Annotated in this window: 18 protein-coding genes; 11 read left to right on the top strand and 7 right to left on the bottom strand. The window is 66.9% G+C overall.

The genetic code is table 11. The features are described from left to right. Window positions 1-15: 15 nt before the first annotated feature. From C7R54_RS04920 to C7R54_RS04895, 6 genes are all read right to left on the bottom strand, one after another. On the bottom strand, window positions 16-1431 hold the full coding sequence (locus C7R54_RS04920; protein WP_129149019.1) for an MmgE/PrpD family protein: 1416 nt from the start codon (window positions 1429-1431) through the stop codon (window positions 16-18). A 147-nt stretch (window positions 1432-1578) separates the two neighbouring features. Then, a complete protein-coding gene (locus C7R54_RS04915) occupies window positions 1579-2409 on the bottom strand; it encodes an FCD domain-containing protein (RefSeq protein ID WP_192903585.1) in 831 nt (276 codons plus the stop codon). A gap of 85 nt (window positions 2410-2494) precedes the next feature. Continuing rightward, window positions 2495-4213 (bottom strand): ABC transporter permease, encoded by a 1719-nt coding sequence (locus tag C7R54_RS04910; protein ID WP_129149017.1) that lies wholly within the window; start codon window positions 4211-4213, stop codon window positions 2495-2497. 72 nt (window positions 4214-4285) lie between these two features. Continuing rightward, window positions 4286-5425: an ABC transporter substrate-binding protein gene (locus C7R54_RS04905; RefSeq protein ID WP_240039372.1), complete on the bottom strand. Its 1140-nt coding sequence runs from the start codon at window positions 5423-5425 to the stop codon at window positions 4286-4288. 43 nt (window positions 5426-5468) lie between these two features. Then, the gene (locus tag C7R54_RS04900; RefSeq protein ID WP_129149016.1) at window positions 5469-6536 is read right to left on the bottom strand and encodes an ABC transporter ATP-binding protein; all 1068 of its coding nucleotides are present in this window, start codon (window positions 6534-6536) and stop codon (window positions 5469-5471) included. A gap of 407 nt (window positions 6537-6943) precedes the next feature. Beyond that, window positions 6944-7903 (bottom strand): aldo/keto reductase, encoded by a 960-nt coding sequence (locus C7R54_RS04895; protein ID WP_129149015.1) that lies wholly within the window; start codon window positions 7901-7903, stop codon window positions 6944-6946. Between the two features lie 352 nt (window positions 7904-8255). Here C7R54_RS04895 and C7R54_RS04890 point away from each other — a divergent pair, with 352 nt between their 5' ends. Genes C7R54_RS04890 through C7R54_RS04880 form a run of 3 tightly spaced genes read left to right on the top strand, consistent with a single transcriptional unit; the run spans window position 8256 to window position 11014 of the window. Next, a complete protein-coding gene (locus C7R54_RS04890) occupies window positions 8256-9317 on the top strand; it encodes an ABC transporter substrate binding protein (protein WP_129149014.1) in 1062 nt (353 codons plus the stop codon). 13 nt (window positions 9318-9330) lie between these two features. Beyond that, window positions 9331-10218: an ABC transporter permease gene (locus C7R54_RS04885; protein ID WP_129149013.1), complete on the top strand. Its 888-nt coding sequence runs from the start codon at window positions 9331-9333 to the stop codon at window positions 10216-10218. Window position 10219: 1 nt separating this feature from the next. Next, on the top strand, window positions 10220-11014 hold the full coding sequence (locus C7R54_RS04880) for an ABC transporter ATP-binding protein (protein ID WP_129149012.1): 795 nt from the start codon (window positions 10220-10222) through the stop codon (window positions 11012-11014). Here the strand turns inward: C7R54_RS04880 and C7R54_RS04875 are convergent. Next, window positions 11006-11911 (bottom strand): LysR family transcriptional regulator, encoded by a 906-nt coding sequence (locus C7R54_RS04875; RefSeq protein WP_129149011.1) that lies wholly within the window; start codon window positions 11909-11911, stop codon window positions 11006-11008. The two genes, C7R54_RS04880 and C7R54_RS04875, sit on opposite strands and share 9 nt — an antisense overlap. A 154-nt stretch (window positions 11912-12065) precedes the next feature. Between C7R54_RS04875 and C7R54_RS04870 the strand changes: the two genes are divergently transcribed. The 8 genes from C7R54_RS04870 to C7R54_RS04835 all read left to right on the top strand — a co-directional run bounded on the left by C7R54_RS04870 (window position 12066) and on the right by C7R54_RS04835 (window position 21387). Continuing rightward, the gene (locus C7R54_RS04870) at window positions 12066-13046 is read left to right on the top strand and encodes a Bug family tripartite tricarboxylate transporter substrate binding protein (protein ID WP_129149010.1); all 981 of its coding nucleotides are present in this window, start codon (window positions 12066-12068) and stop codon (window positions 13044-13046) included. Window positions 13047-13061: 15 nt separating this feature from the next. After that, window positions 13062-14297 carry a CaiB/BaiF CoA transferase family protein gene (locus C7R54_RS04865; protein ID WP_129149009.1) on the top strand — a complete coding sequence of 412 codons (1236 nt, stop codon included), beginning with the start codon at window positions 13062-13064 and terminating at the stop codon, window positions 14295-14297. 11 nt (window positions 14298-14308) lie between these two features. After that, window positions 14309-15472 carry an acyl-CoA dehydrogenase family protein gene (locus C7R54_RS04860; RefSeq protein ID WP_129149455.1) on the top strand — a complete coding sequence of 388 codons (1164 nt, stop codon included), beginning with the start codon at window positions 14309-14311 and terminating at the stop codon, window positions 15470-15472. Between the two features lie 13 nt (window positions 15473-15485). Further along, the gene (locus C7R54_RS04855; RefSeq protein ID WP_129149454.1) at window positions 15486-16493 is read left to right on the top strand and encodes an acyl-CoA dehydrogenase family protein; all 1008 of its coding nucleotides are present in this window, start codon (window positions 15486-15488) and stop codon (window positions 16491-16493) included. A 118-nt stretch (window positions 16494-16611) separates the two neighbouring features. Continuing rightward, on the top strand, window positions 16612-17397 hold the full coding sequence (locus C7R54_RS04850) for a crotonase/enoyl-CoA hydratase family protein (RefSeq protein ID WP_129149008.1): 786 nt from the start codon (window positions 16612-16614) through the stop codon (window positions 17395-17397). A gap of 217 nt (window positions 17398-17614) precedes the next feature. Continuing rightward, entirely contained in the window at window positions 17615-18811 is a 1197-nt protein-coding gene (locus C7R54_RS04845; protein WP_204524282.1) for a DUF3734 domain-containing protein, read from the top strand. A 189-nt stretch (window positions 18812-19000) separates the two neighbouring features. Beyond that, window positions 19001-19876 (top strand): winged helix-turn-helix domain-containing protein, encoded by an 876-nt coding sequence (locus C7R54_RS04840; RefSeq protein ID WP_129149006.1) that lies wholly within the window; start codon window positions 19001-19003, stop codon window positions 19874-19876. Window positions 19877-20130: 254 nt separating this feature from the next. Then, the gene (locus C7R54_RS04835; protein ID WP_129149005.1) at window positions 20131-21387 is read left to right on the top strand and encodes an efflux RND transporter periplasmic adaptor subunit; all 1257 of its coding nucleotides are present in this window, start codon (window positions 20131-20133) and stop codon (window positions 21385-21387) included. Window positions 21388-21573: the final 186 nt, after the last annotated feature.

Genomic DNA, 21573 nt, shown 5'->3' with positions numbered 1-21573 from the left:
TGCCGGCCTCCGGTTTCAGGCGATGCGGACCAGGCGGCGGGTCAGCTCGTCCATGGAGGCCAGCGTCTCCAGCTTGCTCACCAGCTCGACGATCTCGGCGGCGGCGTGCCGGTTCATGCCGGCGAACTCGGCGTTCTCGTGGAACTTGGCCGCCACGTCGTCATAGCTCATAGGCATCGCGGGGCTGCCCTTGCCGAAGTCGGCGCGGCCGGATATGCGGCGGCCGTCGACCAGGTCGATGTCGATGATGGTGGTCATCAGGTGGTAGCCCGCCGCTTCGGCGACTTCGTCGACCACGAAATCTATTTTCTCGATCATGGCCTTGATGTCCTCGCGCTCGACGGCGGCGTCGGTGAACTCGTTCAACCCGGCTCGACGGTCCAGCAGCAGGATGGCCATGCAGAACTCCATCGAGAACTTGGCCTGCAGCTCGTCCTTGGGGCGATGGTGGATCAGGGCATTGGGCATGTTGTGATTGGTGCCGACGCGCACATGCCTGACCTGATCGGCACGGATGTCGTTGGCCTGGATGAGGCGCAGCATCTCCGTCATGCCGGGATGGGTGAGCGACCCGGAGGGATGCGGCTTGATCGAGACGCCAGGATCGACGAAGGTCCACGGCGCGCCCAGCTTGCCGTGGATCGCGTCGGGGTCGTAGCCGCCGCCGGCGGCCGAGAAGAATCCGCGCGGCGCTTCCAGGATGCGCGGCGCGGCCGTCCATCCATAGGATGCGAACTGCGCGGCCGCCACGCCGCTTTCCGACGCGCGGCCGGCATGGAAGGGTTTGGTCATGGTGCCGAAGTTCTCGCGCAGGCCGGCTGACTGGCTGCCGGCGATGGACAAGGCGCGCCTCGTCGTGGCGACATCGAAGCCCAGCAGCTTGGACGCGGCGGCCGCGGCGGCGAAGGTCCCGCAAGTGGCCGTCGCATGGAAGCCGGTCTGGTAATGGCGCGGCGCGATCGCCTCGGCGATCTTGCACTCCACCTCGACGCCCAGTTGATAGGCCAGCATGAAATCGCGGCCCGGCGCCTTGACCTGCTCGGCGATGGCCAGCGCCGCCGGCAGGGCGGGCGCGGTGGGATGGGTGAGCAGGCCGTATACGCGGTCCTTGGCGACGGCAAGTTGCGTGTCGTCGTAGTCGTCCGCGTGGATGCCGACGCCGTTGGCGAAGGCCGCGAAGCGCGGCGCCACCTTGCGGCCGCCGCCGATCACGGTGGCCGCCCCCGCGCCGAGGTTCAGATCCTCCAGGTGCCGGCGGACCAGCTCGCCGGTCCTGGATACCGAGCCCGACAAGGCCAGGCCCAGTCCATCGAGGATGGACTTGCGGCCCAGTTCCACCAGCGCCCCGGAAAGGTCGCTGGCGGTGGTCCGCGTGATGAATTCCGCGACGTACTTCGTCAGCTCGATGTCGGTCGATACGGGCGTCTGCATGTCTTCCTCCTGTGTGGCGTTACTGGCCTGGCTATGGATCGTGGTTTGATAACTGTAAATTGTCAACTATTTTGGGAAAATCCCGGCATGGCGGGGAAGCAGGGTCGGCCTGTGATGTCCAGGCCGCTTTGGTCAGCCCGTTCCGATTCAGTCCGTTTTGCTAAGGCCACCGCGCCTGGCGCGGGGTTTCGTTGCGGCGTCGGCAGGTGTGCCCGCTGCCGTTTCCTCCATGGCCGCCGCCGTGCGTCGCGTCCTGCGCGGCGCCGCCTTGGCCTGCGCCGTCGCCTCGCCCGCTTGCTGCGCCTTCTTCGCGCGCACGATGCCGTTGAGGATGTGGGCGCGTCCGGCGATCAGCGCCCGCACGGGGTCGCGCGCCTCCACCGCGTCGACGATCTCGCGGTGCTCCGCGTTGGAAATATGCAGGACGTCGGGGCTGGACAACGCGCGATAGCGCTGGATGTGCAACTCCCGCACGAAGCTCTGGTAGATGCTGCCGAGGCGGTTATTGCCGGCCATCGACGCGATCTGCTTGTGGAATTCGAGATTCACGGGATAGTAGGTATGCACCTCGCCCAGCGCGACGATCTCGTCCATGCGCGCCAGCAGCGCCCGCAAGATGGCGATCTGCGCCACGGTGACCCGTTCGGCGAGCATCATCGCCATGCAGCCGAAAATGCCGGCGCGCGCCTCCGACAGGTCCTGCGATTCGTCGCTCGACAGCGCGCGGATGAAGAAGCCGCGGTTGGGAATGATCTCGATGAGGCCCATCGCGGCCAGGGCGCTGCACGCTTCCCGGATGGGGCCACGGCTGACCCCCAGCCGTTGCGACAAGGCGTTTTCGTTGACGCGCTCGTTGGGCTGGAATTCGCCGTCGATGATCATCCGCTCGATTTCGGCCTGCACCACATTGGCCAGCGACTTGGTGCGCAGGAAATCGATTGCGGAGAAGCTGGTAGGTTGATTCAGGGTATCCGACATCGCGTGACGAGGTGAGTTGACCGTAGCGGCGGCTGGCATCGCGTGTGGGCCTGCGGTTCGCGCGGTTCTCACGGCCGCCTCCTGTTCATGGGCGCGGACCGGTGGACGGCCCGCCCAGGATGGGAACGGCGTTGGCGACGGAAACGACGGCGAACGAAACCACCAGCAGGATGATGCCCAGAACGCAGATGGCACCGAGATCGCCGCTCTCATTCAGGTCATAAATGATAACCGATACCAATTTCGTATTGGCCGTGGTGAGCAGGATCGTGGCCGACAGTTCGCGGATCGTGCCGACGAAGACGAAGCACCAGGTGGCGACCACGCTGGTCCGCAGCAGCGGCGCGGTGATCTGCCACAAGGCCCGCATGCGCGATGCGCCAAGGATGCGGCTGGCTTCCTCCAGTTCCGGGTGCACACCGGAAAACGCCGACGAGATCTGCTGGTAGCCTGCCGGCAACTCGATGGTGACGAAGGCGATCAGCAGGATCCACAGGGTCCCGTACAGCTTGAACGTGGGATTGGCGTAGCTGAGGAAAAGGCCGACGCCCAGCACGATGCCCGGGATGGCGACGGGCGCGGTGGCGAGCATGCCCAGGAAGGACGCGCCGCCCAGCGCACGGCGGCCCGCCAGGTAGGAAACCACCAGCGCGAGGGCGGTGACGACCGTGGCGCTGGACAGTCCCAGGATCAACGTGTTGGTCAGCGCCAGCCGGGTGGCCGACAATTCGAACAGCACGAAATTCCAGTGGTGCAGGGTCAGCGTGCTGAAGTTGACCGCATCGCCCACGGCGCGGGTCAGCGACGTCTTCAGCAGGGCGGCATAGGGCAGGAAGATGGTGAGGCACAGCACCGCGAGGACGAAGGCCGTCGCCACCCATTTCCAGCGGCCCAGTTCGGTCACGCGGGGCGTGCCGCTCTTGCCGCCGAGGACGGTATATCCCTTGCGGCCCAGTATCGTCTTTTGCGCGCGCAGCAGGGCCACGGTGACGAGCAGCAGGGGCAGGGACGCGGCCGCCGCCATGCCCAGCCGCGGCGGGAACTGGAAGTAGCTCCAGATCTTGGTGGTGACGACGTGGAACCCGGCCGGCAGCGCAAGGATGGCGGGCGAGCCGAACATCGTGAGGGATTGCAGGGTGGCGATCAGCATGCCCGCGAGCATGGCGGGCAGGACCAGCGGAAAGGTCACCTTGCGCAGCGTGGTCAGCGGCTTGCCGCCCAGCATGGACGAGGCATCCTCCAGGTCCGAGGGGACCTTGTCCAGGGCATTGGCGACCAGCGTGAAGACGTAGGGGAAGGTGAAGCAGGCGATGACGAAGATGAGGCCGGGGAAGGTGTAGATGTTCACCAGGCGATCCGACCGCTCCAGGCCGAAGAGCGCGCGATAGATGACGTTGACCAGCCCGCTGTTCGGCGCGGCCAGGATCTCATAGGCTATCGCGCCCAGAAACGGCGGGGTGACGAAAGAGGCGGTCACCAGCATGCGCACATGGCGCCGCAGCGGCAGGTCGGTGCGGGCGACCAGCCAGGCCATGGGCGTGGCGACCAGGCAGGTCAGGACGGCCACGCCCAACGCCATGCCCAGGGTGCGCTTGTAGGCTTCGAGCAGGCTGGCGTCGGAGACCAGCGCCGCCAGGTTCTGCCAGGTGAACGCGCCGTCGTCGCCGCGGAAGACGTAGTAAAGCAGCCAGAACAGGGGAAGAATGACCAGCACGCCGAGCACGATCGCGAGCAGGGTGAAGACCGGGATCGAAAAATCGATGCGGCGCGATGGCTGCTTGTCGGCGAGCGGGGCGGTGGTCATGGTTTCCATGGCGTGGCTTCCATGCCGGCCGGTCCGGAATACAGGGATCCGGGGATCCGGCCGGCCGCGGCATCAGGTGCCGAAATATTTCTCGTAGTTGGACTTGATGGTCTGTATCTGCGGCAGGACCTTGACGGGGTCCGAGTTCAGCACCTTGATGCTGGAGAGCGGCGTGCGGCTGGCCTTTTCCTTGACATCGGGGTTGAAGGAGCGCAGGCCGCCCGTATCGCTGTTGATCTGCTGCGCCTGGGTGGAAAAGATGAAGGCGTAGAAGAGCTTGGCGGCATTGGGATGGGGGGCGTCCTTCAATACGCCCGCGTTCCCGATGGCTATCGGCGTGCCCTCGGGCGGATAGACGATCTTCAGCGGAACCCCCTGGTCCTGCAGGCGGAAGATGTTGTATTCGTTGCCGTCGACTTGCAGGGCTCTTTCCTTTTCCGCCAGCTTCTTGGGCGGTTCGGTGGAGGACTGCACCTGCATGATGTCCTGCTTGCCCAGCTTCTCGAAATATTCCCAGCCCAGCAGCTGGCTCAGGATGTAGGTCGAGGTCATGATGGTGCCGCTATAGCCGGGATGCGCCTTGACCATCTTGCCCTTGTAGCGGGGGTCCAGCAGGTCCGTCCAGGTCTTGGGCGCATCCGCGTCCTTCATCAGCGTCGTGTTGTAGGCCATGACGGAAAGGTGGGCACGATAGGCGGCGTAATAGCCGTCGGCGTCGCGCGCGGAGGCCGGCCACTTGTCCGCCACGATCTTCGGCACCATGGGCCGCAGCCAGCCCTGCTGCTTGAAGTACACGAAGTTCACCGCGTCGGAAGTCTCGATGACGTCGGCGTTGTGGATGCCGGTCGAGTATTCCTGGCCCAGGCGCTGGAAGACGCGCTCGGAACCGGAGCGTTCGACCTGCACCGTGATGCCGGGATATTCCTTCTGGAATTCCTGGGCCAGGCCCTGGGCCACGGCGACGTCGGTGGAGGTGTAGAACACGACCTTCTTTTCCGCCGTGGCGGCGGTCACCAGTTCCGGCGTGATGGCGTAAGGGGCGGGCGCGGCAGCCATGGCCCCCGCCGCGAGGCCCATGCCGGCCGAGGCCAGCAGGGCGGTGGCGAGTTTCCTGCGCCACCGGTCCGCCGACCTGAAGGCCGCCGCGTGGAAGTCCGCTACGTGGAAGTCCGCTACGTTGACGTCCGCTGTTTTGAGGTCCGCTGCTTTCATATCCGCTGTCTCCATGTTTGCCGTCTCCATGCCTGTCGCGTCTTCAATGCGCGAGGGCCCGGCAGTTTTCGGGCGCGAAGTACAGGCTTACCTCCTGCCCGGCCGGAATCGCGACGTCGACGGGCGCGATCGTGCGCACCGTTACCCCACCACGAAGCGTCACCAGGTAATCGCGGTGGGACCCGAGATAGATCTGGCGCTGAACGATGCCGCTTGCCCAATTCGTGGTGGCGTCATTGGGCCGGGTCCGGGAAAGCCGGATGTCATGGTGGCGCACGGAAACCGCGGTATTGCCGTCGGTCGGGAAGTCGCCGTGGCCGCAGCGCAGGACCAGTCCGCCTTCGCAGCGCACGGCGTCATCGCCTTCGCGTTCGCCCTTCAGGATGTTGGTGCCGCCGATGAAGCGGGCCACGAACTCGGTTTGCGGGCGCTCATAGATATCCTCGGGCGTCCCGCATTGCTCGATGCGGCCTTCGTTCATGACCACGATGAGGTCGGCCGTGGTCATCGCCTCGGCCTGGTCGTGCGTGACGTAGACGGTGGTGTAGCGGAATTCGTCGTGCAGGCGGCGGATCTCGAAGCGCATTTCCTCGCGCAGATTGGCGTCCAGGTTGGAAAGCGGCTCGTCCAGCAGCAGGATTTCCGGCTTGACCACCAGCGCGCGCGCCAGGGAGACGCGCTGTTGCTGGCCGCCGGAAAGTTCGCCGGGGTAGCGGTCTTCGAGCGCCGTGAGCTGGGTGGAGGCGAGGATGGCGCGCACCCGCTCGGCGACGTCGCGCGCGGGCAGGCGGCGCAGCTTCAGGCCGTAGGCGACGTTGTCGAAGACCGTCATGTGCGGCCAGAGCGCGTAGCTCTGGAAGATCATCGACATGTTGCGCGATTCCGGCGGCAGGGTGGCTTGCACGGAAGACACGGTCTGGCCGCCCACCCGGATTTCACCGCCGCTGGCCTTGCCGAAGCCGGCGATCAGCCGCAGGGTCGTCGTCTTGCCGCATCCGGAAGGGCCGAGCAGGCACACCAGCTGGCCTTTGTCGACGGAGAGGTTCACACCCTTGACGACCGCCAATGAGCCATAGCTCTTGGTCAGTCCGTCCAATTCGAGGAAAGACACCCAAGCCTCCTTTAAGCGGCCGCTTCTTTTATGACGCTCGATGGCTCGCTTCTACCGATGAAGGCTAGGTGCAATTTTGAAGATTGTCAACAAATTACTATTTAACTATCGTGGCCAGATGCCCTAAGCCGGACGGCCGTCCCGCAGGCCACGATCGACGAGGAGACTGCCTGGGAGGAACGCACTGCCCATGCCCATGCCCATGAGGCGCGTAATCCCACTTCCTGGCGCGTAATCCCACTGCTACTTAAGAACCCCGCCCCGACCGGGGGCACAGCGGAGCCGGCTTTGCCGGTCCGCCGGTGCTGCCCCTTGAGGGGGGCGCGCGCTGCGCGCTGGGGTGGGTTTCTCCTTCGGTCCGCCGGTGCCGCCCCTGGGGGGAAGGCGCGCAGCGCCCTCGGGGGACCTCACCCCCTCCACCCACTAGCAGTGTCCAGCTTCTGGATGACACCCGCCGGCAGCGTCAATCGCGTGGCCGCGACCAGGTCGTCCAGCTGCGCCAGCGACGTGGCGCTGGCGATCGGCGCCGTGATGCCGGGTTGCGCCATGGTCCAGGCCAGCGCCACCTGGGTATGCGTGGCGCCGGTCGTCTCCACGGCCTCGTCCAGCGCCGCCAGGATGCGCCTGCCGCGGTCGTTGAGATAAGTGTCGACGATCTTGCGCCCGCGCACGCTCTTGGCGGCATCGGCCACCGACCGGTACTTGCCGGACAGGAAACCGCTGGCGAGCGCGTAGTAATTGATCGTGCCGACATCCTGCGCCACGGCCACGGCCTGCAAGCCGCTTTCATAAGGCTCGCGCGCATACAGGTTGTATTCGGGCTGGATGGTCTCGTAGCGCGGCAAGCCATTGCGCTCGCTGAGGACCAATGCCTCGGACAGGCGCTGCGCCGTATAGTTGGAGGCACCGATGGCGCGCACCTTGCCCTGTTCGATCAGCTTGGCATAGGCGCCCAAGGTGTCGGTCAGCGGCGTGTCGGGATCGTCGAGGTGCGATTGATAGAGATCGACATAGTCGGTCTGCAGGCGCGCCAGCGTATCCTCGATGGCACGCGCGATATAGCCCGGCGACAGGCCCTGGGCCTTGGGCCCCATCTCCATGCCGACCTTGGTCGCGATGATGACCTTGTCCCGCTTGCCGCTCCTGGCCAGCCATTTGCCGATGATGACTTCCGACTCCCCGCCACGATTGCCCGGCGCCCAGCGCGAATAGACGTCGGCCGTATCGATGAAGTTCAAGCCGGCGTCGACCATGGCGTCCAGCAGCGAAAACGCATCGGCTTCGCCGACGGTCCAGCCGAACACATTGCCGCCGAAGGCCAGGGGAGGAACAGCGAGGCCGGAGCGGCCCAATTGGCGTAGTTGCATGATGTGCCTCTGCTAAGTTAGCGACATCGAGGTTGATGTTCTTTTTATGGTTTTCCGGGCGATCCTTGGGCAAGTATATCGATCGTTAAGCGTATGCGGATGGATGCCGCAAGACCTCAGGGATTTCCCGTGCCCATCCGTTCCCGACAGGCGCGCGCGCTCCGTTAGACTATGCGTTGCGGTGCGCAACGGCGCGTTGCTGCTGTCGCCTGGCGCGGCGGGGCGTGACGGACGCGCTCCGATCGGTTCAGCCGGGTCCGCGTACGGTATTCGCGTACGGTAGTCGTGTGCAGTATTCGTGTGCGGTATTCAAAAGATACCGACCTCTCTCATACAAAAGGATAGCCAAACTATGGTGTATGCATCCCGTCCGGCCGGGGTGGCCGCTCGCGCGGCCTTCAGCGTCCCCTTCAGCGTCCTTTGGGCGCGCGTGGCCCGTGCCGTGCGGATCGCCGCGTCGAGCTTGCTGGTGCCCGCCGTCGCGCTGGCGGCGCCGTCGGCATGGGCGGCGGGGCCCGCGCCGAAGTCCGTGGCGGTCATGACCATCACCGATCATCCCGCGCTGGACGCGGTGCGCGATGGCGTGCGGGATGCGTTGAAGGCCGCCGGCTACGATCCGGCCAGGAACCTGAAATGGCAGTTCCAGAGCGCGCAGGGCAATAACGCCACGGCCGCGCAGATCGCGCGCAAATTCGTTGGCGACCGGCCCGATGTCATCGTCGCCATATCGACGCCCGCGGCCCAGGCCGTGGCGGCCGCCACCAAGGACGTGCCGCTGGTGTACGCGGCGGTGACCGATCCGGTCGCGGCGCAACTGGTGGCCGCCGGCCCGCAGGCCGCCGACAGCAACGTCACCGGCGTCAGCGATGCCTTGCCGCTGGACCGCCAGATCGAACTCATCAAGAAGATCGTGCCTACGGCCAAGCGCGTCGGCATGGTCTACAACCCCGGCGAGCCCAATTCCGTGGTGGTGGTCAAGCAGATGCAGGACCTGTTGCCGAAATCCGGAATGAGCCTGATCGAGGCGGCGGCGCCGCGCACGGTGGATGTCGGGTCGGCCGCCCGCAGCCTGATCGGCAAGGCCGATGTGATCTACGCCAGCACCGACAACAACGTGGTGTCGGCGTTCGAGGCCCTGACCAAGGTCAGCAACGACGCCAGGATCCCGCTGGTCGCGTCGGATACCGACAGCGTCAAGCGGGGCGCCGTGGCCGCGCTGGGGGTCAACTACCACGACATGGGCGTGCAGGCCGGCCGCATCGCGGTGCGCATACTCAAGGGAGACAAGCCCGGCGCCATCGCCCCGGAAAGCGCCGGCAAGCCGGTGCTGTTCGTCAACGCGACCGCGGCGCAGAAGCAGGGTGTCACGCTGTCGGACGCGCTGCTGAAGTCGGCCGCCCAGGTCCTTCGTTGACGCGGCGGCGGCGATGTCCTTGTTTTCCTTGATGGGCGCCCTGGAAATCGGGCTGGTCTTCGGCCTGGTGGCCTTGGGCGTGATGATTTCCTTTCGCCTGCTGCGCTTTCCCGACCTGACCGTCGACGGCAGTTTTCCGCTGGGCGCGGCGGTGGCCGCCACCCTGGTCTCGGCCGGCTGCAACCCTTTCCTGGCCACCGCCGCCGCCATCGTGGCGGGCGCCCTGGCCGGGCTGCTGACCGCCTGGCTGCACGTACGGCTGCGCATCATGGACCTCCTGGCCAGCATCCTGGTGATGATAGGCCTGTACTCCGTGAACCTGCGCATCATGGGCCGGCCCAACGTCCCGTTGATCACCGAGCCCACGGTATTCACGCTGTTGCAGCCGGCGAACGTCAGCGACTACCTGATGCGGCCGCTGCTGCTGCTGATCGTGGTGGCGGTCTGCAAGGGCCTGCTGGACTGGTTCCTGGGCACCCGCACCGGCCTCGCCCTGCGCGCCAGCGGCGCGAACCCCCGCATGGCGCGGGCGCAGGGGGTCAACACGGGGCGCCTGGTGATGGGCGGGATGGCCCTGTCCAATGCCCTGGTGGCGCTGGCCGGCGCGTTGTTCGCGCAGGCGCAGGGCGGGGCGGATATCTCCATGGGCCTGGGCACCATCGTCATCGGCCTGGCGGCGGTCATCGTCGGCGAAAGCATCCTGCCGTCGCGGCGGCTGGCCCTGGCGACGCTGGCGGTGATCCTGGGCGCGGTGATCTACCGCTTCTTCATCGCGCTGGCCCTGAACAGCGATTTCATCGGCCTGCAGGCGCAGGATCTCAACCTGGTCACGGCGGTGCTGGTGACCGTCGCCCTGGTGCTGCCCAGGCTCAGGCGGCGCCGCGGCGGCAAGGGAGGCTGACATGTTGCGCGCGGAAAACTTGCACGTGACCTTCAATGCCGGCACGCCGGTGCAGACGCAGGCCTTGCGCGGCCTGTCGCTGGAAATACCCAGCGGCCAGTTCGTGACGGTGATCGGCTCGAACGGCGCCGGCAAATCCACCTTCCTGAACGCCGTCGCCGGCGACGTCGCCATCGACAGCGGCCGCATCGATATCGACGGCATCGACGTTTCCCGGTTGCCGCCTTGGCAGCGCGCGCAGCGCGTCGCGCGGGTATTCCAGGACCCCCTGGCGGGAACCTGCGAGGACCTCAGCATCGAGGAAAACATGGCGCTGGCCCAGTCGCGCGGCGTGCGCCGCGGCCTGGGGCAGGCTCTGGACGAAGCCCTGCGCGAGCGCTTCCGCGAACGCCTGTCCAGCCTGGGACTGGGGTTGGAACACCGCCTGGGCGACCGCATCGGCCTGCTGTCCGGCGGCCAGCGCCAGGCGGTCAGCCTGCTGATGGCCGCCTTGCAACCCTCGCGCATCCTGCTGCTGGACGAACATACCGCCGCGCTGGATCCGCGCACGGCCGCATTCGTCCTGGCGCTGACGGCGCGCATCGTCGCCGAGCACGAGCTGACCACCATGATGGTGACCCACAGCATGCGCCAGGCCCTGGAGGTGGGCGACCGCACGGTCATGCTGCATGAAGGGCGTGTGGTGCTGGACGTCGCCGGCGAGCAGCGCAAGGGCTTGCAAGTGCGCGACCTGCTGGCCATGTTCGAGCAGGTGCGCGGCGAAAACCTGTCCGACGACGCGCTGTTGCTAGGGTAGCAGGGACCCTTCCCGGAAGTGCAGGGCGTGCTGGATGACGCGCTCTATGAGGCGGCTGGGGGTTCCCGCCGCGCGGGCGAGGGCGATGCCCACGTGAAAGCCGGGCGGGTTGTCCGTCAGCCGCAGGCATTTGACGCCGCGCGGCTGCACCAGCCTGGAGACACCGGCCACCAGCCCGACCCCCAGCCCGGACGCGACCAGGCTCATGATGGTCTGCACCTGCATGGCCTCCTGCGCGACCTGCGGGGTGAATCCCGAGGATTCGCAGCGCATGTGCGCCAGTGCCGACAGGCTGGGCACCTTGTCGCGCGGATACATGATGAAGGGTTCACGCGCGGCCTCGCTCAGGGCGATCTGGTCGCGCGCCGCCAGCGGGCTGCGCGCATTGACGGCCAGCATGAAATCGTCGCGGTCCATGGGTACGAAGACGCAACCGCTTTCCTCCAGCACGGGGTAGCGCGACAGGCCCATGTCCAGTTCCCCGCTGCGCAGGCCGGCCAGGATTTCCGATGTCGTGGCTTCGTCGAATTCCAGGGAAATATTGGGATAGCGTTCCCGCAAGGAAGGAATCAGCCTGGGCATCAGGTCATAGGTGGCCGAGCCGATGAAACCCAGCCGCAGCCGGCCGCCTTCGCCGTCGCGCGCATCGCGCACGGCCTGGCGGCATTTGTCCACGTGCATCAGGGCGGCGCGGGCGTCGGCCAGCATGGCCTCGCCGGCCGGGGTGAGGAAGACGCCCGTGCTGGTCCGCTCGAATAGCGCGCTGCCGACCTCCGCCTCCAGCTTGCGGATGGAAATGGACAGCGGCGGCTGCGCCATGTGCAGTTGCGCCGCCGCGCGGTGGAAGTTGCCCGTTTCCGCCAGCGCAATGAATTGGCTCAGTTGCCGGAGATTCATCCGATATCAAAAAAATATCAAAAACTAAATTCTTAATATTAGACAGCATTGTCCCGGGGGCATAGAGTCGGGCTGCAAGAAAACGAGAAAACGAAAAACACGATATCGGCCAACGACGCCGCCAGAGCGTCCGCCTGTCCACAAAGGAGACACCATGTTGCATCGCAGGCAGTTGCTGTCGGCCGTCCTGGCCGTGGCGCTGGCGGGTGCGATCGGCTACCAGGCCGACGCGCGCGCCGACACCTTTCCCGCGCATCCGATCAAGTTCGTCGTGCCTTTCGGCCCCGGCAGCGGTACCGACACCTCGGCCCGTTATTTCGCCCGGCAGTTGCAGGCGCTTACCGGCCAGCCCGTGGTGGTGGAGAACAAGCCCGGCGCCAATGGATTCATCGCGGTGAAGAGCGTGCTGTCGGCGCCGGCCGACGGCTACACCGTCTTCATCGGCAGCAATTCGACGCTGGCGGTCAATGCGGCGCTGTTCAAGGCGCTGCCCTATGACCCGGTCGAGGACTTCGCGCCCTTGACCATGATGATGCGTTCCCCCGCCATGCTGGCGGTCAGCCCCAAGGCGCCCTACAACACCCTCAAGGAGCTCATCGCCTACGGGCGCGCCAATCCGGGCAAGGTCAACTTCGGCGCGGGCTCGGCGGGCTATCAGCTGATGGGCGAATTGCTCAACGACGCGGCCGGGCTGAAGGCCGTGCACGTGCCGTTCAAGGGCGCGGGCGACGCGATCACCGCCGTGGCCGCGGGCACGGTGGACTACACCTTCGCCGAGGTCACGGCGGTGCAGGAACTGGCGAAGGACGGCCGCGTGAAAGTGGTGGCGGTGGCGTCGGACCAGCGCGTGGGCACTTCGCCCGACGTGCCCACGGCTGCCGAGGCGGGCCTGCCCGGCTTCGAGGCCTACACCTGGGTCGGCGCCATGGTCAGCGCCAAGACCCCGCCGGCCGAGACCGCCAGGTTGGCGGAATTGTTCACGCGGATATCGAAGATGCCCGACACGCGGGCCTTCTATGAGCGCCTGGGCGCCACGCCCATGACCGGCGGTCCGTCGCAGATGCATGAGTTCCAGAAGAACGAGATCGCGCTGTGGCAACGCATCGTCAAGAAGGCCAACGTCCCTCAGCAATAAAGGGAAGATGCATATATGACGATGACGGCACGTGCCCTGCAACATGTGAAGGTGCTGGATCTTTCGCGCGTGCTCGCCGGACCCTGGGCCGCCCAGACGCTGGGCGACCTGGGCGCCGAGGTGATCAAGGTGGAGCGCCCGGGCACGGGCGACGATACCCGGGCCTGGGGGCCGCCCTATGTGACGGACCCCGCCGGCCAGCCTACGGGCGAATCCGCCTATTACATGTGCACCAACCGCAACAAGCAGTCGGTCTCCATCGACTTCACGCAGCCGGAGGGGCAGGCGCTGGTGCGGCGGCTGGCGCAGCAGTGCGATGTCCTGATCGAGAACTTCAAGACCGGCGGCCTGCGCCAATACGGGCTGGACTATGCCAGCCTGAGCGAGCTCAATCCGCGCCTGGTGTACTGCTCGGTCACCGGCTTCGGTCAGGACGGCCCCTATGCCCACCGCGCCGGCTACGACTTCCTGATACAGGGCATGGGTGGCCTGATGAGCATTACCGGCCAGCCCGACGGCGCGCCCGGGGCGGGTCCCATGAAGGTGGGGGTCGCGTTGACCGATATCCTTACTGGCCTCTACGCCAGCACCGCCATCCTGGCGGCGTTGCAGGCGCGCGAGCACACCGGCCGCGGCCAGCACATCGACCTGGCGCTGCTCGACGTGGGCGTCGCCTGCCTGGGGAACCAGGCCATGAATTATCTGTACGGCCACACGGTGCCGCGCCGCATGGGCAATGCGCATCCCAACACGGTTCCCTACCAGGATTTTCCGACCGCCGACGGCTACATGATCCTCGCCGTGGGCAACGACGGCCAGTTCGCACGGCTGTGCGCCGCCATCGAGCGGCCGCAATGGGCCGGCGACCCGCGCTTTGCGGCCAACGCGGCGCGCCTGGCCAATCGCGACGAATTGATCGAGGGCCTGCGCGCCATTACGGTGACGCGCACGACGCGCGAGTGGATCGACCTGCTGGAACGACACGGCGTGCCGTGCGGACCCATCAACACCGTGGCCGAGGTGTTCGAGGACCCGCAAGTCCAGGCGCGCGGGATGCGCATAGCCATGGCGCATCCGCAAGCGGGCCAGGTGCCGCTGGTCGCCAGTCCGATCCGGCTGTCGGACACGCCCGTGACCTATCGCCACGCGCCGCCGCAACTGGGCCAGCATACCGACGACGTGCTCGCCCGCCATCTGGGCCTTGGCGCCGAGGCCCTGCAAACCTATCGCAACAAGGGAGTATTGGGATGACGACCCTGGGGATGACGACCCTGAGTTCCATCGCGCTGTCGCCGACCTGCATCCCGCCCGAGGACGAAGCCCTGCGCGCCGAGGTGCGCGCCTTCCTGCAGGAAGGCACGCGCGATTTGCCGGCGCATGTGCGGGCGCGCTCCTGGGGCGGCTATGACACGGCCTTCAGCCGCCGCATCGGCGCCAAGGGCTGGATAGGCCTGACCCTGCCGCCCGAGTATGGCGGCGGCGGCCGCAGCGCTTTCGCCCGCTATGTGCTGGTGGAGGAATACCTGAATGCCGGCGCGCCGGTGGGGTCGCACTGGATCGCCGACCGCCAGAGCGCGCCGCTGATCCTGAAGTACGGCACCGAGGCGCAGAAGCGCTTCCACATCCCGCGCATCTGTCGCGGCGAGTCCTTCTTCTGCATCGGCATGAGCGAGCCGAACGCCGGCTCCGACCTGGCCAGCGTGCGGACCCGCGCCGAGCCCAACGACAAGGGCTGGTTGCTGAACGGACAGAAGATCTGGACCACCAACGCCCACCACTGCCAATACATGATCGCGCTGGTGCGCACGTCGGGCGGTGCCGAGGACCGGCACAAGGGACTGTCCCAGGTCATCGTCGACCTGTCCTTGCCCGGCGTGACGGTGCGGCCCATCGAGGACCTCTCCGGCGACAGCCATTTCTGCGAGGTGTTCTTCGACAATGTGCAATTGGGGGCCGACGCCCTGATCGGCAAGGAGGGCCAGGGTTGGGAGCAGGTCACCGCCGAACTGGCTTTCGAGCGCAGCGGCCCGGAGCGCCTGTTTTCCAGCATCGTGCTGTTCGACCAGTGGCTGCAATTCGTGCGGCTGCCGGCCAACCGCACGCCGTCGGCCATCCGGCTGGCCGGCAAGGTGCTGACCCAGCTGGCGCCCCTGCGCGCCATGTCGGTGTCGGTGCAGGCCAAGCTGACGCGCGGCGAGAGCCCCATCATCGAGGCGGCGCTGGTCAAGGAGCTGGGCACCACGCTGGAGCAGGCCATTCCCGCCGAGATCGCGCAGGACCTGTTTTCGCGGACGGTGGAAGACATACCCGTGGAGTTGCTGATGACGCTGAAATACGTCACGGAGGCCTCGCCTTCCTTTTCCTTGCGGGGCGGCACCCGCGACATCCTGCGCGGCATGATCGCGCGCGGCTTGGGTTTGCGGTGACGGGGGCATGAACATGAACGACAGCGATCCGTACGCCGACGCCGCGCGTGACGTGCTGGCGGACCACTGCACGCCGCGGGCGGTGCGCGACATCGAGGCGGGCGGCGAGGCGGCGGCCGCGGTGTGGGCGCAACTGGAGGCCACCGGCCTGGCTGACGCCTTGGTCAGTGAGGAAGAGGGCGGCTCGGGCCTGGGCCTGAGCCAGGTGTTTGGCGTGCTGGAGCAATGCGGCGCGCACGCCTTGCCCCTGCTGTTGGGCGAGACCATGATCGCGCGGGCGCTGCTGCCGGCACCGGCGCGGCCGGCCGGCAGCATCGCGCTGGCGCGCGGGCAGCGGCAGGATGACGGCGCCTGGCATTGCGCGCTGGTGCGCGGCGGCCGCACGGCGGCGCATGTGCTGGCACAGGCCGAGGGCCAGTGGCGGCTGCTGGCGGTGGCGGACGCGCGCTGCTTGCCGCATGCCTTGCCGCCGGACGCGGCCATGACCTGGGCGGCCGGGCCGGGCCAGGCCGCGCCGCGAGTGGACGTGGCGCCGGCCGTGGATGTCTGGACGCTGCAAGCGGCCGTGGTGGCGGCGCAGATGGCCGGCGCCCTGGGCGGCGTACTGGCGCGCACGCTGCAATACGCCAACGAGCGCCAGCAGTTCGGTCGTCCCATCGGCAAGTTCCAGGCCATCCAGCATCAACTGGCGGTGATGGCCGAACACGTGTGCGCGGCCCGCATGGCGGCACAGCTAGGTTGCAGCGGCGCGGGCGCGCTGCCGGACCGCCTGCGCGTGGCCACGGCCAAGGCGCGCTGCAGCGAGGCGGCGCTGGCGGTGTGCGAGCTGGGCCATGCCATCCACGGGGCCATCGGCTTCACCGAGGAGTATGACTTGCAGCTCTATACGCGTCGGCTGCATGCCTGGCGCCAGACCGCGGGCAGCGAAGCGTATTGGCAGGAAGTCGCCGGGGAGGCCCTGCTCGCGCACGAAGGACTGACCCTCGATCTCGTGCGCAGTATTACCGACGTCGCGGCCTGATCGGGGTCTACTGACAGGGACTGACAGGGACCTACCGACCAGGACCTACCGACCAGGACCTACCGACCAGGAACTACCGACCAGGAACTACCGACCAGAAGCTACAGGAGAATCACACATGGCATTTCTTCAGATTGAACGCGACGGCGGCATCGTCATCGCCACGATGAACCAGCCGGAGACGCGCAATGCGCTGACCGGCAATACCGCCGTCGAAGAATTCGTGCGCCTGTGCGCGGAGATACGCCAGGACACGAGCGTGAAGGTGCTGATCGTCACGGCGGCCGGGCCGATATTCAGTTCCGGCGGCAACGTAAAGGATATGCGGCGCTTCTTCGACGAGGCGCTGACGCCGGAAAGCATCTGCGAGGAATACCGGCAGGGGATACAGCGCATTCCGCTGGCGCTGCATGCGCTGGACGTGCCCGTCATCGGCGCCATCAACGGTCCGGCCATCGGCGCGGGCCTGGACCTGGCTTGCATGTGCGATATCCGCATCGCGGCCGATACCGCGACCTTCGCGGAAAGCTTCGTGCGGGTGGGCATCGTTCCGGGTGACGGCGGCGCATGGTTCCTGCCGCGCGCGGTGGGAATGGCCAAGGCCAGCGAAATGGCTTTCACCGGCGAAGCCATCGATGCGCGCGATGCGCTGGCTTGCGGGCTGATCAGCCGCGCGGTGCCGGCGGACGAACTGTTGCCGGCCGCAAGGGCGCTGGCCGCCAAGATTGCCGCCAATCCCGGCACCGTCATGCGCATGACCAAACGCTTGCTGCGGGAGGGGCAGCACGCCAGCCTCGCGTCCCTGCTGGAGCTGTCGGCCAGCTACCAGGCCCTTGCGCACAAGACGGCGGAACATCGGGAGGCCGTGACCGCCTTCATCGAAAAGCGGCCGCCGAAGTTCTGAGCGGGCGTAGCGCTCCGCGCGGGCTATTGTCATGGCGCCCTGGCGCCGGGGGCACCGGGAGCACCAGGAGCACCGGGAGCACCGGCAGCACCGGCAGCACCGGCAGCACCGGAGCGCCGGGTGTCGCCGGCGCGAGCGGGGGGCCCTGGCGCGCCGGCGGCGGGCGCCGCGGAAAAACGGCACAATACCCGCCATCGTTTTCGATGGCGGAAGTCACATGGCAGGTAACGCGAAGGGGCGGGCTAAGGGGCGGGGCAAGCAGTCCCGGTCCGGCTATGACACCGTGGCGCTGGTGTTGCAAGGCGGTGGCGCGCTGGGGTCCTACCAGGCGGGCGTCTACCAGGGAATGCACGAGGGCGGCCTGCAGCCGGACTGGGTAGCCGGCATCTCCATCGGTGCCATCAATGCCGCCATCATCGCGGGTTCGCCCCCGGACGAGCGGGTCGAGCGCCTGCGTGGTTTCTGGGAATCGATCTGCCGTCCCTACGGCTACGGCGCCTTGCCGTGGGGCGACCTGCTGGCGGGCCTGATGCAGGGCGCGCCGGGCGGGTCCTACGCCTATGGTTCGCCGGACGTGAACAGCCGGCTGGCGGCATCGTACGCGCTGCTGTACGGACAGCCGGGATTTTTCCAGCCACGGCCGTTTCCGCCATTCTGGCCGCAAGGCAATGGGCCGGCCGGCGCCAGCTACTACGACACGGCGCCCCTGGAAAAGACGCTGAACACGTATGTCGATTTCGATCTGCTCAACCTCGGCGACGTGCGCGCGAGCTTCGGCGCGGTCAATGTGCGAACGGGCAACTTCGCGTATTTCGACAGCAACAAGATCACCCTGACCGCCCGCCACGTGATGGCCTCGGGCGCGCTGCCGCCGGGCTTTCCCGCCGTGGAAATCGACGGCGAGTACTACTGGGACGGCGGCGTGGTGTCGAATACGCCGCTCTATTACGTGTTGTCGCCGCACCCTACGTGGGACACCCTGGCCTTGCAGGTGGATCTCTGGCCGGCGCGCGGTCCCTTGCCGGACACCATGGAAAAAGTCATGGAGCGCCTGAAGGACATCCAGTACTCCAGCCGCACGCGCCTGGTCACCGATACGCTGCAACGGAACCTGGGGTTGCGGCGCGATATGCAGCGCCTGCTGTCCTTGCTGCCGGAAAAGCAGCGCAATGCCCCGGAGCTCGCGCACATTCGCGAGGCGGCCAGCACGCCGGTCATCAACGTCATCAACCTGATCTACCAAAGCAAGAACTACGAGCGCCACTCCAAGGATTACGAATTCGGCACCGAGGCCATGCGCGAGCATTGGCAGTCGGGCCTGGCCGATATCCGGGCCACCCTGGCGCGCCCCGGCGTGCTGGACCGTCCGAATGGCGGCAGCGGCTTCGTCACCCATGACATACACCGCGGCTAAATCGGCCGGCGTTGTCGGCGGCTGCGTATGAATACGTAAGCAGGGCGGGGGACAGGCGGCTCGGCGAGAAGCAAAGCCCAGGATGGGATGAATTTTTCTGTCGGATCAGTCTGATTGTTTGGGAGAGGTACTCCACGAGCGGTATGAGGGTGGTAGTTTTTTCCTTGATACGAACCTTTATGGAATGTCATGGAAGCGCGCCACACCATCAATCCCGAAATCTCCTCCCGTCCCGGCTCCTCCCGTCCGACCGCCTGCCGTCCGATTTCCGTCGTGCTGTATGAGCCGCAGGCCCCGGCCCGTACGCGCATGCTGAATCTGCTTCGCCCCTCCGGCCTTCATGTGCATGGCGTGCAGGATGCCGACACGCTGTTCCGCTGGCTCAATCGCCATCCCGCGCAATTGGTCGTGCTGGGAGCCGGTACGCCGCAAGGCTTGCTGACCGACACCCTGTTGCCGCGCCTGGAAGCCGAGCACACGGCCGGCGTGGTGGTGCAGATGCCCGGCGCGGCCGCCGATTTGCGGGTGCGCGTGCTGGGCGCGGGCGCTCACCTGTGCCTGGACCGCGAATACGACGGCCTGGAGTTCGCCGCCTTGCTGCGCGCCCAGGCGCGCCGTGCGGGGCTGGGCCATGCCGGCCGGGGCACGGGCGCGCGGCCGGCGGCCGTGCCGCCGCCACGGCGCGCGGTGCGCTATCCGGGCATTCTTCCGCCCCTGCGCGCCGAGGCGCCGCAGGCGCGGCCGGCCGATGCGCCGGCGCCCGCCGTCACGCCCTGGACCCTCATGTACCAGGGCTGGGTGTTGATGGCGCCCGGCGGCGCCCGCATTCCGCTGACCGGGCTGGAGCGCAGCTGCTTCAAGTGCATGCTGGCCAGCCCGCAACGCGAGCTGTCACGCAGGGACCTGCGCCGCTTCATGTCCGAAGCCAACCTGCGGTCCATGAATGTCGTGATCAGCCGCTTGCGCAAAAAGGTCTTGTCGGTCGGCGAGCGCCTGCCCCTGCATACCGTGCATCGCCTCGGTTATGTCTTCGCGGGCACCCTCGTGGCGCACGAGGAAGGGTGACCCCCTGGCGCGCGGCGGCTGTGGAGACTTCAAGGGGAAAAAGTATCCTTACAAAAAATTGAGTTACAGTCCATGCCACAGTCGTCGGAAAGTATGTAAGCTTCCGCGCATTCATAAGTAGCAATTAATAAATAACGGGCGGGATCCCTGATCTCGGCCCGGACATGCGGCCGGGAGGCAGGGCGGCAAGCGGCATTTGCCGCACGCGTGGGAGCACCATCCTCTTCGCTCGGTTGTCTTTACGTGAGGGATACATGGGTCTCAGCTTTACGCGTGTCTGGAAGCCGGCTTGCGCCGGTGTTGTTTTGACCGTGCTGCTCGCCGCCTGCGGCGAACGTCCGCAACTGAATCCCGGGCCGCCGCAGGTAGGCGTGGTGACCGTCCAACCCGAGCGTACCCCCACTGTTTCCGAGCTTCCCGGCCGGGTCGATGCCGTGCGGGATGCGCAGATACGGGCCCGCGTGACGGGCATCGTCCAGAAACTGGCTTTCGAGCAAGGCGGCGACGTCAAGGAAAACCAGCTGCTGTTCAAGATCGATCCGGCGCCCTACAAGGCCGCCTACGACCAGGCGGCCGCCCAGTTGAAGCAGGCCCAGGCCGATCTCTATAGCGCCAAGGCCCTGGCGGACCGCTACGCGCCCCTGGTCAAGGCCAACGCGGTCAGCAAGCAGGAATATGACAACGCGGTGGCCAGCTACCGCCAGGCCGACGCCGCGGTGGCGGCCGCGCGCGCCAGCTTGCAGACGGCGTCCATCAATCTTGGCTACACCGACGTGACCTCGCCCATCGCGGGGCGCATCGGCAAGCCGCTGGTGACCGAGGGCGCGCTGGTCGAGGCGTCGGCGGCCACGCAGATGGCGCTGGTGCAGCAGCTCGATCCCATCTATGTGGATTTCACCCAGTCCACCACGGAACTTGCCCAGTTGCGCAAGGCCATGGCCAGCGGCCAGTTGCAGAAGATCGGCAACGACGCCGCCCAGGCCAAGGTCGTGCTGGAAGACGGGTCCGAGTACAAGCACGCCGGCAAGCTGCTGTTCACCGGCATCACGGTGGATCCGGGCACCGGCCAGGTCAATCTGCGCGCGGAGTTTCCCAATCCGGAGCATGACCTGCTGCCCGGCATGTACGTGCGCGTGCGCCTGGCCCAGGGGATCGACAACCAGGCGCTGCTGGTGCCGCAACAGGCCTTGCAGCGGACACCCGACGGCTTGCAGAGCCTGATGCTGGTGCGCAAGGACAAGGACAACAAGGACGTCGTCGCCACGGTGAACGTGACCACGGCCGGGGTCAGCAATGGCCGCTGGATCGTCAGCAGCGGGCTGAAGGCGGGCGACGTCGTGATCGTGGAAGGCTTCCAGAAAATCCGGCCCGGCGCGCCGGTGGTGGTTTCGCAGTGGACGCCGGGACAGGCAGGACAGGCGCCCGCCGCGCCCGCCCCGGCCGGGGCCGCCGGCAAGGACGCCGCGCCGGCGTCGGGCGGGCAGGGCGGGGCCCCGGCGCAGAAGTCCTGACCCGCGCCGGAAGGGAAGGCCGCACGTTTGCGCCGACCCGCCTGCCCGCCCCAGCCGCCCCGCAAGCGCAGCAAGACTGGAACCTCAAGAGACCGGAACTTCATAAGACCGCAGGGAAGGAAATCGGGATCGCCCCCGGCGATCAAGCCAATGATCAAGCCAACGATCAGCCCAATGATCAACCCG

The organism is Achromobacter aloeverae, from assembly GCF_004121055.1.
Lineage (GTDB): Bacteria > Pseudomonadota > Gammaproteobacteria > Burkholderiales > Burkholderiaceae_B > Bordetella_C > Bordetella_C aloeverae.
The sequence above is the reverse complement of the archived record's forward strand: the minus strand, read 5'-3'. Positions and strand labels throughout refer to the sequence as shown.